Genomic DNA, 15364 nt, shown 5'->3' with positions numbered 1-15364 from the left:
TACTCCTTCATGTGTTCATTACATTTGCGGCCACAACCGCTTGAGAATCCGCAGTAACGGCGCTTGCTTGAGCGGCTTCGGTAAAAACATTGCTCCAACTTGCACGACTTCTTCGCGAATTCCCTCATCTGGATCAGCCGTAATGAGAATTGCTGGAATGTGCTTTTGCCAATGTTCACGCAATGCAACAATCGCTGCAATGCCGGTCTCTTGATTATCTAAATGATAGTCGACCACAAGCAAGTCCGCCTTGTCGGTCACACTTAATGCGTCTGCAGGACTATGGCATAAGACCACATCTGCGCCCCATTGTTGCAACAGCTTCCCAATTGCCTCGCGCAGTGAGGCTTCATTATCAAGCACTAGAACCCGCTTTCCTGCCAATATTCGTTGATTATTCAGTAATTCACTCGAAGCTTCGGCGGTCTGCTGGCCCTGTTGCCAACCACTCACCGGCAATTGCAGGCTAAAGCAGGTGCCTCGACCTTCTTCGGAACGCACTGTCACAGGAATCGCAAGCAGACGGCACATTCGCTCGACTATCGCCAAACCGAGTCCTAACCCGGGGTGCTCAGACTGTTGGTGTAATTGATGAAACTCTTTAAAAATTTCGGTTTGTTTGTCGGCGGGGATACCAATGCCAGTGTCCCAAATTTGTAACTCAATCAGACGTGCCGAGCGTCGACGCACCCCGCATAAGACGCGGCCTTTTTCCGTATAGCGAATGGCATTTGCGAGCAAATTCTGAATAACCCGAATCAACAGGCGCTTATCTGTACGAATTAAAGCGCGCGATGGCCGCACGCGGAACTCAAGTCCCTGTTCGTGCGCCATAACCTTAAACGACTCTTGTAATGGTCGCAAAATATCGTTGAGAGGGACCACGCTAAACTCAGGCTTTAAGGTTCCTGAATCAAGCTTGGTCATCTCTAAGAGCATGGTCAACAAGGTCTCGGCATGATTCAGCGACTGCTGAATTTGTCGTGCAAGTTCATGATCGTCTGGTAAATTTGCTTGGGCGAGGCGCTGTTGCAGCATTTCACAAAACAAAGAAGCCGCGTTGAACGGCTGCATTAAGTCATGCCCAGCAGCGGCAAAGAAACGCGATTTACTTTGGTGCGCCTCTTCCTCGGCCCGTTTCGCTTGCTGTAATTGTTGGTTGGTATCGGTCAGCTCGCGAGTTCGTTCCGCCACCCGCTGTTCAAGCTCTTGGTTAATCCGTTGCAGTTCGTCCTGAGCAGTGACTAGCTCGGTAATGTCCGTGTAGGTGGTAACGAAGCCGCCATCTGGCATTGGGCTACCTTGCAACTCAATTATTTGACCATCGTGTTGCTTGCGCTGATAGCGATAACTACTGCCCTGACGCAAATAACTTAAACGCTTATTAATTTCACGTTGAATATCGGTGTCTGGCTGACCGAACAGCCCGCGCTCGGCATTAAAACGCAGAAGCTCAACCACCGGCATACCCGCGTGAATAAATCCGTCCGGGTACTCAAAAATCTCTAAATAACGGCGGTTCCACGCCACCAAGCGGAGGTCTTTATCAATCACGCTGATCCCTTGCGGGATGTTTTCCACACTTGCTTGTAAGAGTTCGCGGTTAAAACGATACAACTTGGTTGCTTCAGAGGCCCAATCAGCCACGGTATCCACACTGACCGGTGATTTTCGTGCCAAACTGTGGAGAATTAAATGACTAGCCGCACTGCCGACTGCACCTGCAAGTTCACGCTCGATTCGTTGTAAAACGGCCGCCGGAACCCAACTGTCGGCGGGTGCGACCGCTATCGTCATGCCTAACCGATCATCCAAGCGGCGTACTTCACGATCATCAATGAAACGCGCTAAGACTGAACGTAAACGCCCCCAAGTCACATGCCTCGCTTGTGCACCAGCAATATCCTGTTGATCGGGGTTCACAAAGCGTCCAGCTTGCCGTTGAACTGGAGCTGAGTCCGGCCACAGGCGCGACACGACAATGTACAACAGCAAGTTTACCCCTAAAGAAATCAACACACTGTGACTTATGGCGATATCGGTGAGCGAAGTACTTGGTCGCAACGACGGAATGAGCAGCAGTATCGTCCATAGTAAAGTACCCGCGCTTAAGGCAGCGATGCCGCCGGCGCGACTACCTTTTTGCCACACCATACCACCAATGAGTGCCGGCCCGAGCTGCGCCAGCAAGGCCATGGCGATCAAACCATTACTGACCAGCGGGACGCCGCTCTCCGTCGCTTCGTGATACAAATAAGCTAGGACAATAATCAAGATGATGGTTAAACGACGAATATTGAGCACGCCGTCGGCAGACAGCTTCAATTCCTGCACTCGCAGCTTATTGAACCGCAACCACAGCGGTGTAAACACATCATTCGACATCATAATGCTCAACGCCAGTGTCGCCATCATGACCATGCTTGTAGCCGCCGCTAAGCCACCAACAAATGCGATTAAGCTAATGTCTGGGCGTTCGGTGAGCACTGGAATCGCAAGCACGAACATGTCGTCAAAGCGCTGTTCTGGCACGAGCAAACCGCCAACCAAGGCAATCGGCAAAATAAAGAAGTTAATCGCAAATAAGTACAGCGGGAAACCCCAACGTGCGGTTTTCAATTCATCCGCATGATTATTTTCGATGAAGTTGACCTGAAATTGCCGCGGCAACACCAGCATGGCCAAGGCCCCAAGCAACATATGCGTCAGATAGATGTAGAGACCTTGCGGTTTACCCCCGAGAATCTCTTGCGTGACTGTATTTGCTGCCGCTGCGATTAAGACGTCGGCAAAACCATCGAACAGTTGGTAAACACAGAATAGGCCGATCAACATGAACGCCACGAGCTTAACAACCGATTCAAAAGCAACCGCGTCCATTAAGCCTGGGTGTTTTTCTGAGAGGCTCAGTTTGCGCGCGCCAAACAGAATAGCGAAAACCATCATGACGAGGGCCACCCCCGCACTGACATCAACAAACCAAGGCGCTTGCTCAGCGTCAACGCCAGTGATGGCCGCAAAACTTGCGGTAATCGCCCGTAGTTGCAAGGCAATGTAAGGCACCAGCGCAACTAACGCGATCAGCGCCACAAACGCTGAAACAAATTGGGATTTGCCGTAGCGAGCACCGATAAGGTCGGCAATCGACGTAAAGTTCTGTTGTTTGACCACGGTCAGAATGTGCAACATTAAACGATGCGCAAAGAGAAAGAATAAAATACCGCCTAAATAAGTCGGCGCAAACCACCAACCATAGTGCACCGTTTGCGTGACCGTGCCATAGAATGCCCAAGTGGTGCAGTGCACACCTAAAGCAAGGGTATAACGCCATGGCTGAGGACGATCACCATGAGCGCGTTTTTCCCCGCGTGCAGCGATTGAGAAGACGATCAACAAATATAAAATGGCCGTGATAAGAACCACTGAAACCGGTAACATAGGCGTTTATTCTTTTCGTTATTATGACCAATGGAAAGGCGTTAACGTCTACGATAGGAGAAAATCTGAACGGTTGCACCTGTTCTTTCGATTTATACGCCATGATTAATCACACTGCCTCAACCCATTGCCCATTATGTGCTAGCTTGAGAACCACGTTTTGGCACCAAGATCAGCGCCGTCCCGTTGCGGGTCGGGAGTATTGGCAGTGCGGCAACTGCGCTCTAGTTTTTGTCCCGGAAGCATTTCATATTTCTTCTGCCGCTGAGAAAGCCCTCTACGATTTACATGAGAATGACCCCAATGATCTCGGCTATCGCCGTTTTTTAAGCCGCGCCGTCACTCCGATCGTGCAGCATTTTGCCGGTCATCCTGATCCGCAAGTTATCCAAGGCCTCGATTTTGGTTGCGGCCCCGGTCCGACTGTTTCTTTGCTACTCGCTGAAGCAGGTCTGCGTTGTGCCAATTATGATCTGTATTACTTTGATGACCGTGCGCTGTTAACTCAGCCCTACGATTTCATTATAAGTACCGAAGTTTTTGAGCATTTAGCAGCACCATTCGAGGCTTTCGCCCAACTGATTCCGCTGCTTAAATCGGGCGGAATCTTCGTCATTATGACCCAGCGGCCGCTGGATTTAGCTGCGTTTTCGCGCTGGGGCTATACCCTCGACCCAACTCATATCACCTTTTTTCGGGAAGCGTCATTTGCATGGGTCGCAGAGCACTTCGGTCTTGCGGTAATTGCCGTGGAGCGCGATGTTGTGGTTCTACAAAAGCCCTGAAAAACCAAATAAATACCTTGCGCGTGGGTTTTCAGCTATCTTGTATGGAGTACTTCGATCATTAAAATTAAAGGAGGGTACTCATGCTCCCTGAATTAACTGCGTATCACACGACTTTCGTTTGGCTCGGAATACTCCTAGCCATGATTATGCTGCAATGGCTGATTGCGAGTTACACCAAAGCGTCACAACCTGGTTCTATTCCCGGTCTACCGCCGCGCGATGCCGGTCACCGTAGTTTCGTTTTTCGCGCTTGGCGTACCCACCAGAATACCTTGGAAAACGCTGGCACTATGATCGGTGGCTGTTTGTTTGCCGTGTTAGTCGGTGCAGACCCGGGCTGGCTTGCTATTTTGATGGCAGTTATGGTGCTTGCTCGAATTATACATATGGTGCTGTATTACCAAATCGCCACTGAGAAGAATCCAAGCCCACGAAGTTATTTCTTTATGCTCAGTTGGTTTGCCAATGTCGGCATCCTCATTCTCGGCTTTGTTGCCCTCTTTAACTAAGTGATTCGTAAGAAAAGGACCGTATTATGAGAGTTGTGGTTCGCAGCCTCGTCAAAGGGCTCGGGATTATTTTACCCATTGTGATTACCATTGAGCTGCTGCGTTGGTTGCTCGTCACGGTTGAAACTCGCATGGCTCCGCTGCTGGAAATGGTTCTCCACAGGGACTTTTACATTCCCGGCATGGCGATTATTGGCTTTCTCATTATCTGTATTGTGATTGGCTTTAGCGCACGTTGGCGATCATTTTCTTGGCTATGGGAATTGCCCGGTAAGATTTTGCTAAAAATCCCCGGCGCTAGTCAGGTTTATGGAATTCTACAAGAGCTAATGGAAGTCATGTCGGGGAAAAACTTTGCCGACGAGTCGGTCGTTCTCGTTAAACTCCCACAATCAGACGTTGAACTGATTGGCATTGTCACCAAAAAAGGCGGTATAAAAGATGATCGCATGTCTTCGTTAATGGATGAAGAACAACTCGCTGTTTTTCTGCCTATGGCGTACAACATTGGTGGCTATACAATTATTGTACCGAAATCATGTACACGTAATGTCGACATGAAGCCTGCCGAAGCATTGCAACTGGTTCTGAGCGGTGGTCTGGGCAGCAGTAAAAGCGCACCAGAGCAAAAATAATTAAAACCTCGGGGGTCACGAAGGCCTTTCCCTGCAAAGTAAGAGTATTAATTCATGACTATCATTCCGTCTGCGCGTTTAAGCGCCGTTGTGCTTGCTTTAGTGGCGAGTTCAACCATCTCTGTAAGCGCTGGAGAGCCCGGCTATTACCGCGCGCCAGCGATTCATCAAGACCAAGTCATCTTTACCGCTGAAGGCGACCTATGGCGCGGTAATCTTCATAGTTCGGAAACTCAACGTTTAACCTCGCATGCAGCCGAAGAGCTCAATGCGACCATTTCCGCAGACGGTGAATGGGTTGCGTTTGTCGCCAACTATGAAGGTGACCCAGAAGTCTACGTCATGCCGATTCGTGGTGGCGTACCAAAGCGCGTGAGCTTCGAAAATAGTCGTGTGCGGGTGCATTCGTGGACACCCGATGGTGAAGTTTTATTTAGTACTGATAATATCGTCGGCCCAGCCAACCAATGGGTCTTGCGCAGTGTCAACCCAGCGACCTTGGCAACGACCACGTTACCGCTGATTGACGCCATTGAGGGCACGACCAGCAGCGACGGTAATCAGGTGTTCTTTTCGCGCTTTGGGTTACAAGCGACTGGCGACAACGCTCGCGTTTATCGCGGTGGTGCGAAAGGTGAAATCTGGCGATTTGACCGCAGCCGCAATCAAGAAGCCGTGCATTTGACGGCTGACCACGCTGGTTCGGTAAAGCGTCCTATGTATTGGAATGGCCGCGTCTATTTCATCAGTGACGAAGACGGCACCCCAAATATCTGGTCGATGACCACCAATGGTAGCGATTTCACACAACACACGTTTTACGATGACTGGCAAGTTTGGTCTGCCAGCTTGCACGACGGCCGCTTAGTTTACCAGCGCGGTGCCGACCTTTATATTCACGACTTACGTCAGCAAACGAGTCGTCAATTAGAACTGACACTAAGCTCTGACTTCACCCAACGCCAAGAGCGTTGGCTGGAAAACCCGTTGGCCTATATGACCGATGTCAGTTTAGGTGGCAGCGATCAAGTTGCAATTACCGCGCGCAGTCAAATCGCGGTGGCGGCTCTAGGCGCACGCCGCCTAGCAGAAGTGGCGACGCCAGCCGAAAGTCGTTCGCGCAACGCAGTTCTTAGCCACGACGGTGAATGGGTTTACGCGTTTAATGACCACAGTGGTGAAAATGAAATCTGGCGCTTCCCGGCAAATGGCAAAGAAGGTGCCGAACGCTTAACCCACGACGGCGTTACCTTCCGTTGGAACCTAGTTCTTTCGCCCGATGGTAACTACATTGCCCACGACGACAAGCACGGCAACCTGTGGTTGCTCAATATAGCCAGTGGCGAAAACCGCAAAATTAAAGACGGTGCAGCCGGTCACTTCGGTTTAAGTAGCTTAGTTTGGTCTCAAGATAGCGAGTTACTTGCCTTCGCCCGTAACGACCAATTTGCGCCACGTACCCAAGTTTGGGTTTACTCGTTAGCCGATGACACCCATCAAGTGGTCACCACTGATAAATACGAGTCGGGCTCGCCAACGTTCAGCCATGACGGCAACTGGCTGTATTTCTTATCCGATCGTAACTATCAAGCAACACCAAGTTCACCTTGGGGCGACCGTAATATGGGCGCGTTCTTCAATAAAAGAACGCAAATTTATGCGGTATCGTTGAAAGCTTCTGCTTGTTTCCCGTTTGCGCCGCCACAAGAAGTCAGCCACTGCGACAATGAACAAGCAAAAGAACAAGCGTATGATATTCAAGGTGCGCCTGAGCGTTTATGGCAAGTTCCGGTTGCCGCTGATAATTACTATAACCTGACCGCGAATAGTAACCGCTTATACGTACAAGCACGCGAAGCAGGCTGGGGTAACCCAGCGGAACTATTTACCATCGAGTTTACTAATACTGATCCAAAGCGTGAATCGTTCGGAACCAATATCAATCGTTATCAGCTTTCTAATGATGGTAAGCGCTTACTCATTCAGCAGGGCGCAGCCACCAATATGTTTATTGTTGACGCTGGGGCTCGCTTGCCTGGTAGTTTGAATACGGCTCGCGTGAATGCGGGTGATTGGAAGCTGGCCTTTTCGCCACAGCAAGAATGGCGTCAAATGTACCGAGACGCTTGGCTCATGCATCGCGACTTCCTGTTTGACCGCAATATGCGTGGCGTCGACTGGGAAGAAATGCGCGCTCGTTATGAGCCGTTACTCGATCGACTCACCGATCGCCATGAACTCGACGATGTCTTTTCGCAGCTACTGAGCGAACTCAATGTCCTCCACTCGCAAGTGCGTGGCGGCGAATATTCAGCGCCGCGTGAACGGGCAAGCAGCGCTTCTTTAGGTGCTCAATATAGCATTGCTAGTAATGGCGTGCGCATTGATACCATCTATCGAGTCGACCCCGAGTTGCCAGACCAAGCGGCACCGCTTGCTGCTGCCGGTGTTAACGCCCGCAGTGGTGACGTGATTACGCATGTGAATGGCCGCGCTATTCAGCATCCTGGTGACCTACATACTGCGTTGCGTGGTCAAGCGGGTCGGCAAGTATTGCTGACCCTTGATCGGGCCGGCGAGTCGCTGCAAACGGTCGTGAATCCGGTGAGCTCAGGTCGTGATCACCGTTTACGTTATGAGACGTGGGTGCAGAATAATCGTGACGCCGTAACTTCAGCAAGTGATGGTAAGTTTGGTTACTTACATCTGTACGCCATGGGTGCCGGCGACATCGCTAGCTTTGCCCGCGAGTTTTATGCCAACTTTGAAAAAGAAGGTCTGATTATTGACGTCCGCCGTAATCGCGGTGGTAATATCGATAGTTGGATTATCGAGAAGCTATTACGCCGTGCGTGGAGCTTCTGGCAGCCGCGTAAAGGCGCCGGCTATACCAATATGCAACAAGCCTTTATGGGGCAATTGGTGGTATTAACCGACCAATTAACCTATTCAGATGGCGAAACGTTCTCGGCTGGCGTGAAGGCGCTTAATCTCGGTCCGTTGGTTGGTAAACAAACAGCGGGTGCAGGGGTTTGGTTATCTGGTCGAAATACGCTTGCGGATCGCGGTGTTGCTCGCGTCGCCGAAACACCACAACACGCAATGGACGGTCGTTGGATCCTCGAGGGTTCAGGTGTTAACCCTGACATCGTCGTTGATAACCTGCCGTTTGCGACCTTCAATGGTCGAGACGCTCAGTTGGAACGTGGCATTGAAGTGTTGCGCGAGTTATTACGGGAAAACCCGTATCCGCAGCTCGATGCAAAACCAATGGACGCTTTTGCTGGCGACGATATTAAATAATACATAAGCCAATACCCAGCCCGTGTTACTCAGTTACTGATGACACGGGCTTTTTTGTCGGCGTTAATTGTAGGGGTACATTGTCGGTGTCAGTTGCGGGTGTTAGGCGTTTGCGCTAGCTGTCATTTCAATTAGGCAAACACGGTCGTGAGCTGTTCAATACCTTGGATATCGGTGGCCTGAAGCGGAACTTGATACAGCGGCAACTTTTTAAACACCGAGGCTATCTCGCCCAGTCGCATTTGCTCCTGAGCCCTGCGAGCGGCAAGAAATTCGCCGTCCGCCGTCGCTGGTAAGACACGGTTTACAAACAATGCGGCAACCGGTAAGTGCTCATCTTGCAAGGTGGCGACCGCCCGCTGCGTCTCTAGAATAGGCAGTTTTTCCGGAATCAGTACATAGAGAATCCCTGTTTGCGTTGCATCGAGGAGAATTCGTCGGGTGCGCTGGAACAAGCGTTGCCGGTTCAGCAATGTCTCGGTAATTCCTCGACTACGAGGACTCATTTCCGCACTTGCAAGCCGCTCGGGTTCCGCAAGCGGGTTATCGATGTCTCGCCCACTCTTCGGACTCAAATGTGCAAGTACGCCGCTCAGCGCAGACGACTTTTGGTCATGCTTGAGCATGCCTTGCGTCCATGCCGCCATGGCCTCGGGTAAGGTTAGCAAACGTAAGGTATGTCCGGTGGGTGCAGTATCAAAAATAAGTAGGTCATAATGGGCAGAACCGTGCTCGATCTCGCGACAAATGCGCTCGAGTAAGGCTGCTTCTTGGGCGCCAGGCGAATTCGCTGACAAGCGCAATTGGCGCTCCGCTTCTGCATAGAGCGATGGCTGCACAAACTGTTTCATTTGGGCAATTATTCGCTCTAAGTGAGCTTGCGCTTCAGCATCTGGGTCAATTTCCAAAGCATCTAAATTATCTTTTATCCGCCGCGCCTTTGAACCAACCTTGCAGTCAAACACATCGGCTAGGTTATGCGCGGGGTCGGTCGAGATCAGTAAAACTTTCTTCCCTTGCGCTGCGGCTTGTAACGCAAGTGCGGAAGATATGGTCGTTTTACCGACGCCACCTTTGCCACCGACCAACAACAGCCGTTTATCGAACAGCTGTTGCTGCTGTGGTTGGTCAAACGCCTGCCAAGTCATTGCACCTCCTCTCTTCGTCCGCTGCCAAGGTTAACAACAGCGGATATTATCAAGTGGCGAGTGCTCCATGCCCATACGAATATGCCATTCGTGGAAGCGTTCGAGCATCAGCGGCTGCAACTCAAGCGTGTAAAAACTCACTGGATTCGGAATTCCCATGAGTTCCGAGTAAACCATAAGCATAAACAGGTCGTCTTGTTCGCGCTTCGCGCGCGCAATCGCCGACCTGTATGGCGCATTGTAGGCCTCTTCGGCGAAGGCATTTGCCTTGCGCCAAAGCGCCTTTATCTTGCCAAGTTTCTGCTCAAGCTTACTGTTACTCAAGTTTCTCATCACCCTTACGTAAATGATTGAGAACCGACGCACACTCCAGTGCGATCAGAATAGCTGCAATCAAAACGACAATGTCTAATCCGAACAAGAACCAGTTCTCTTGCGCATAGAACGTTTTTAATTGCATGATCAGAGCAGCGACCGTCATGGTTAATAAGAACAATAACGGAATTAAAGTGACATACATTGGCCGACCTAAGCGCACTAACATGACGGTAATCACCAACAGGGTAAGGCCTGCTAAGAGTTGGTTCGTAGTACCAAACAATGGCCAGATAATTAGCCCACCAGAGCCATCGGCCCCGCCGGCACCAAATGCAAGTAACAAACAGGCACCGACTGCAAGCAATGTTGCTGGCGCGGCTTTTTGCATCCATTTGAGGTTATAAATTTGCCCCCATTCTTGGAAGATATAACGCTGTAAGCGCAGACCGGTATCCATGGTGGTGCCGGCAAATAACACCGCCATAACGGTCAGCAAGGTCTGTGCTAGGTCGACGTTGAGGCCAATACCATTACTTAGAATATTCGCACCACCGGCCACAAAGGCATTCACGCCGCCTTGACCAAATGAATGGTAGACGGCTTGCCAGTCCGCTAATGTCGCGAAACCGGCTGCAGCCGCAATAATTGCCGCAAGCGATAACGAACCTTCACCGATTGCACCAAAGTAACCCACAAAGCGTGCGTCGGTTTCCTTGTCGAGCTGCTTTGAGGTCGTGCCACCGGCAACTAAACCATGGAAACCTGAAATAGCGCCGCATGCGATGGTCACGAACAACAGCGGTATCATGGACGGCGTGCCCTCAGGTACGTCGGTGTTAAAAGCTGGTGCGATCATTTCTGGGCCAGCAATCAGCACGGCCGCGTATAGCAGAATCAAACCAATGAAGAGCTGGATACCGTTGATGTAGTCACGTGGCTGCAAAAGCACCCACACAGGTAACAACGATGCAATTGCCGCATAGCCGAAAAGAATCACAATCCATTGGGCTCGGTCAGAAAGTCCCAAAAAGGTTTCCGGTAGGGCCAGAGGGAATATTGGGCCAAGGCCGATGAGACTGTAAAGGGCAATCACACCAATAATAGAGACTGCCAACAGGCCGACTAATTTACGGTAAATAAGCTGACCGATGATTAAAGCGACAAGAATGGCGCCCCAAACCGGTATCACCGCACTGTTAAAATCAACAAGCAACCCAGCGATGACAACAGCGAACACGGCATTGACCATCAATAGAACTAAGAAAATGACGATCATAAACAAGCTACGAGCGCGTTTACCGACGATATCGCCGGTGAGTGCCCCTATCGACTTCGCTTTATTGCGGTTACTTGCCCATATCGCACCAGCGTCATGCACACCGGCAAAGAAAATCGTGCCAAAAATCACCCATAAAAACGCTGGCACCCAACCCCATATTACGGCGATGGCAGGGCCAATGATTGGCGCAGCACCCGCAACTGAGGTGAAATGGTGCCCCCACAATACGTATTTATTAGTTGGAACAAAATCGACGCCATCTTCAAATTCATGCGCTGGTGTTCGAAAATTTGGGTCTAAACGATAGATTTTTTCCGCAATAAACTTTGAGTAAACAAAATAACCCAAGGCCATTGCGCCAATACCCGCAATTAAGACAAAGATTGCATTCATGCGTTAGTTCTCTTGTTGTTGATCCCGCGTTCCTTGCCGACGTTGCTCACATTAATCAATTTGTTCGTTCTTTAACATAGCATTGTTTGAGTACGCAGCAGATTAGACTTTTGGCTAATTGGCGTTCTAAAAACAAAAAAATCGGCCACTAACTAGTAGTGGCCGATTGTCGTTCTCTTGCTTAACTGGTTAAGCGATTAGAAACGGTAACGGATACCGATTTTCGCTGACCAAGTTGACGCACGCGCGTTGAAACGAGTTGCAGTAGCGCCAGTGCCATCGAAGCCACCGAAAGGACGGCCGTAGATGTACTGTCCAGTTTCTGGGTCGATGCCGATTGACGCTAAACGAACACCGGTGTCAGAGAAGCTAACAGTGTGGCGTTGGTTCGTGTTGTCAATCAGAGCCAAGAAGTTGCGGATATCTAAGTAAATCGCACCTTTGTGACCTTTCATGAAGCCTGGGATTTCTTGCTCGATACGTAAGTCAAGGTTGGTGTTCCAAGGACCACGGTTTCCTTCGTTACGTACAGCATAGCCACCAGCGAACTGAGTCAAGTTAGCAGCTTCTAAGTAACCAGCAAACTCTTCGTACGTTAAGCCACCAGTGTAACGAACGTTTGGATCGTTAGGACCTGAAGGAATGTACGGTAAGTAGTTAGTTGAAGACCACAGACCTTGTGATGAACCGTCACCGAAGCCACGGAAGTTAAACGCATCCAACGCATAGCTGTACGGACGACCTGAAGTACGATCCCAGAACAAGCCAATGTTGGTACGATAGCCCGCGAACAACTCAGTGTTGTAGTTCAATGACGCCATGAAACGGTGTTCGATTTCATATGACGCACGACCAACTGTTGGGTTGTTCTTGTCGATAGCAGTTTGGAAGTTGTAGTTTGAGTGAGCTGTAGACGAACCACCAGAAGTGATGTCTCTCACGTCTTGGTTCGTATAGCTTGTACGGAAGCTCAAACCGTTATCCCAGCTGTTACCTAAGCTTAAGGTTGACACGATTGAACGGCCGCCAGAAACGTTAGTTAACAACACATCCATACGGTTGGTGTTAAAGCCACCGATAGTTGTAGGACGTGGGCCAGCTAATGGGTCCCAGCTCACATACAATGGACGACCGCCCGCTGAAGTAACTTGGTTACCGTTATCGTCTAACAAAGGCGCTTTCGCTAAGTTAGTCCATGCTACTTCGCGGTCTTTGTTGGTATAGATAACTTCTGCTGAAGCAAACCAGCCTTCACCTAAGAAGCCTAAGTCAAGGTCGCTATAATCAATCGCTAAGCTGTAACGCGTGTCATATGGCATTTTGAAGTTAGGATCGATAGGCGTGGTGTTACCGTCACCTGCTTGTAACGCATCACGCATTTGCTGCGGAACGTTGGTAATGTCAGCATTTTCAACGTTACGTAACGTAGGCGCAGCAACAATAGTTACACCGTCGTTTGAGTAAGCGTTTGAAATCCACACGTTTGGACGACCACCAGAGAACATACCAGCGCCACCACGAACAGTGATGTTGTCAGTCCACTCATAGTTAAAGCTGAAACGTGGCAACAATAGGTCTAAACCGTCCATGTTGTTGGTGTTTTCGAAGCCATAACGGTCGAAGAAGTTTTGGTTAAACGCTGGGCGATCATCAGAATTGAAGCGCTCGTAACGTAAACCGAAGCTTAAGGTCAGGTCCCAGTTCACATCCCAAGTGTCTTGGATGTAGAGAGACGTGCTACCGTATTTGAAGTTTGCAGCACCGTCAGCAACATTGTTGGTGAAGGCGTTCTGGTAAGAAATTTGATCCGCAAAACGGTTTTCAAAGTCTGCAAGGCTTAAAAATACGAAGCTACCCAAAGAATCCTGAACGAATTCGTTGAATACGTCGATGGTTTGGTGCTCGATACCAAATTGCGTTTGGTGCGCGCCCCACAGATACTCACCGTGCAACTGAAGTTCAGTTGTGGTGGTTTCTAAGCTGTTCGCATGACGTGAACGGTCTGGACCGATGTTGATTTGACCAGCATTACCCGCAGGGTTCTCGTCCGCAGTAAAACGAACTTGAACTTGACCGAAGTTACGGCCGAGCATTGGGTCTTGACCTGTCGATACATCTTTCACAGATGCTTTGAACTCAGTGCTGAAGTTGTTCGTCCAGTTTGAATAAACTTGTAATGCAAAGTTATCCATTTTCTGAGTACGAGCATACCAATGTGAGTTCAAGTTTAAGTTAGTCAAACCACCGGTTAAGGTGTTGTTTGCTGCCGCATCTTCAGCACGCTGATACGTGAATGAAGCACGGTGGTCGTTGTTGATATTCCAGTCCAATTTAACGAGGACTTTCTCGTCTTTTTGCTCTGGTTGAACATTCCAGTCACCCGCGTCAACGCCATACACGTCGCGTGCGATATTCTGTACGCGAGTAATCACGCTTGGGTCGATGTTCTTGGTTTCAACAGCGCTTGAGCCTGCAGGGCCTTGGCCGATTGACGTTGGTTCTTCATAGTTTTCGTAGTTAACGAAGAAGAACAAACGGTCTTGAATGATTGGACCACCTAAGCTGAAACCGTAGGTCACTTCTTTGTAGTCTAGGTTCGGGCGATTAGCGCCTTTCTGATAACGGCTAGCTTTTGGATTGCCGGCCATTGAGTCATTGGCGAACTCATAGAACACTGAGCCACGGAATTCGTTGGTACCTGAACGCGTTACTGCGTTGATACGCGCGCCAGCGAAGCCACTGTAACGAGCGTTGAAAGGTACTGACTGAATTGAGACCTGCTCAATTGCGTCGATTGAAATTGGTGAACGGTTCGTTGGATAACCACCTGAGTTCAAACCAAAGTCATCGTTTTGGCCGATACCGTCAACCGTGATGCTGTTGTAACGTGGGTTGTTACCACCAACAGTTAATGAACGGTTATCGTCACCTAAATCAGTTGCCAATGGGTTTTGACGAACGACGTCTTTCAGGTCGCGGTCAAACGCTGGCATGTTTTGAATTTCTTGTGCGCCCCAGGTGCTTGAAGAACCTGCTTGTAACGATGTCGTGTTAATTGCACGACCAGTTACAGTAATACGCTCGTACTGCTCACGACGCTCGTCTAACTGAGCGCTTAAGCGATACTGGTCACCCAACTGCAGGAAGATGTCTTCCAGGGTTTTACCTTCGTATACTTCTGAATCGATGATTACGATGTAAGGACCGCCAACACGCAAACCAGAAGCGGTAAAGATACCTTGGTTGTTGGTGTTTACTGTCGTTACGGTGCCTGATGGAACGTGCTGGATGATTACGCGAGTATTTGCAACCACTTCACCTTGTGGTCCAACGATCTGGCCGCGCATAGAGGAAGCTGTTTCCGCCATTGCTACACCAGACATACCCAACGTAAGCGCTACTGCCGCAGCGATGCGGGTCAGTTTCGTCGTCTTAGTCATGCCAATTTTCCTGCATAGTTAGTGTGTGAGAGTTTTCTAAAAAGCTTTGGACGCGTTACGTTACCAACGATTTGTGACAAATCGATGACAACGCCAAAACGAAACGCGCGTAT

At 49.8% G+C, this 15364-nt stretch carries 9 protein-coding genes; 4 read left to right on the top strand and 5 right to left on the bottom strand.

Annotated features, from left to right (window positions below; translation table 11 throughout):
• Positions 1-18 precede the first annotated feature (18 nt).
• Positions 19-3438, bottom strand: coding sequence for a PAS domain-containing hybrid sensor histidine kinase/response regulator (locus CWE06_RS09575; protein WP_126793533.1), 3420 nt, complete (start codon positions 3436-3438; stop codon positions 19-21).
• A 146-nt stretch (positions 3439-3584) separates the two neighbouring features.
• Here CWE06_RS09575 and CWE06_RS09570 point away from each other — a divergent pair, with 146 nt between their 5' ends.
• The 4 genes from CWE06_RS09570 to CWE06_RS09555 all read left to right on the top strand — a co-directional run bounded on the left by CWE06_RS09570 (position 3585) and on the right by CWE06_RS09555 (position 8673).
• Positions 3585-4223: a class I SAM-dependent methyltransferase gene (locus CWE06_RS09570; RefSeq protein WP_241972534.1), complete on the top strand. Its 639-nt coding sequence runs from the start codon at positions 3585-3587 to the stop codon at positions 4221-4223.
• Between the two features lie 83 nt (positions 4224-4306).
• Positions 4307-4735 carry an MAPEG family protein gene (locus tag CWE06_RS09565; RefSeq protein ID WP_126793529.1) on the top strand — a complete coding sequence of 143 codons (429 nt, stop codon included), beginning with the start codon at positions 4307-4309 and terminating at the stop codon, positions 4733-4735.
• 26 nt (positions 4736-4761) lie between these two features.
• Complete coding sequence (locus CWE06_RS09560) at positions 4762-5370, top strand: DUF502 domain-containing protein (RefSeq protein WP_126793527.1); 609 nt, start codon at positions 4762-4764, stop codon at positions 5368-5370.
• Between the two features lie 54 nt (positions 5371-5424).
• Entirely contained in the window at positions 5425-8673 is a 3249-nt protein-coding gene (locus CWE06_RS09555; protein ID WP_126793525.1) for a S41 family peptidase, read from the top strand.
• A 131-nt stretch (positions 8674-8804) separates the two neighbouring features.
• Here CWE06_RS09555 and CWE06_RS09550 read toward each other — a convergent pair whose 3' ends face one another.
• The 4 genes from CWE06_RS09550 to CWE06_RS09535 form a co-directional block, all read right to left on the bottom strand.
• On the bottom strand, positions 8805-9821 hold the full coding sequence (locus CWE06_RS09550; protein ID WP_126793524.1) for an ArsA family ATPase: 1017 nt from the start codon (positions 9819-9821) through the stop codon (positions 8805-8807).
• Positions 9822-9851: 30 nt separating this feature from the next.
• Entirely contained in the window at positions 9852-10109 is a 258-nt protein-coding gene (locus tag CWE06_RS09545) for a cory-CC-star protein (protein ID WP_126793719.1), read from the bottom strand.
• Positions 10110-10137: 28 nt separating this feature from the next.
• Positions 10138-11811, bottom strand: coding sequence for a carbon starvation CstA family protein (locus CWE06_RS09540; protein ID WP_126793522.1), 1674 nt, complete (start codon positions 11809-11811; stop codon positions 10138-10140).
• Positions 11812-12008: 197 nt separating this feature from the next.
• Positions 12009-15251: a TonB-dependent receptor plug domain-containing protein gene (locus tag CWE06_RS09535; RefSeq protein WP_126793520.1), complete on the bottom strand. Its 3243-nt coding sequence runs from the start codon at positions 15249-15251 to the stop codon at positions 12009-12011.
• Positions 15252-15364 lie beyond the last annotated feature (113 nt).

Origin of the sequence: Aliidiomarina haloalkalitolerans (assembly GCF_003987315.1) — a bacterium.
GTDB lineage: Bacteria > Pseudomonadota > Gammaproteobacteria > Enterobacterales > Alteromonadaceae > Aliidiomarina > Aliidiomarina haloalkalitolerans.
Note: the sequence above shows the minus strand (reverse complement) of the source record. Positions and strands in the feature narration are given on the sequence as shown.

Coding starts and splice junctions, on each gene's coding strand:
- CWE06_RS09575 (WP_126793533.1), bottom strand. CDS start 3,438: ATGTTACCGGTTTCAGTGGTTCTTATCACGGCCATTTTATATTTGTTG.
- CWE06_RS09565 (WP_126793529.1), top strand. CDS start 4,307: ATGCTCCCTGAATTAACTGCGTATCACACGACTTTCGTTTGGCTCGGA.
- CWE06_RS09560 (WP_126793527.1), top strand. CDS start 4,762: ATGAGAGTTGTGGTTCGCAGCCTCGTCAAAGGGCTCGGGATTATTTTA.
- CWE06_RS09555 (WP_126793525.1), top strand. CDS start 5,425: ATGACTATCATTCCGTCTGCGCGTTTAAGCGCCGTTGTGCTTGCTTTA.
- CWE06_RS09550 (WP_126793524.1), bottom strand. CDS start 9,821: ATGACTTGGCAGGCGTTTGACCAACCACAGCAGCAACAGCTGTTCGAT.
- CWE06_RS09540 (WP_126793522.1), bottom strand. CDS start 11,811: ATGAATGCAATCTTTGTCTTAATTGCGGGTATTGGCGCAATGGCCTTG.
- CWE06_RS09535 (WP_126793520.1), bottom strand. CDS start 15,251: ATGACTAAGACGACGAAACTGACCCGCATCGCTGCGGCAGTAGCGCTT.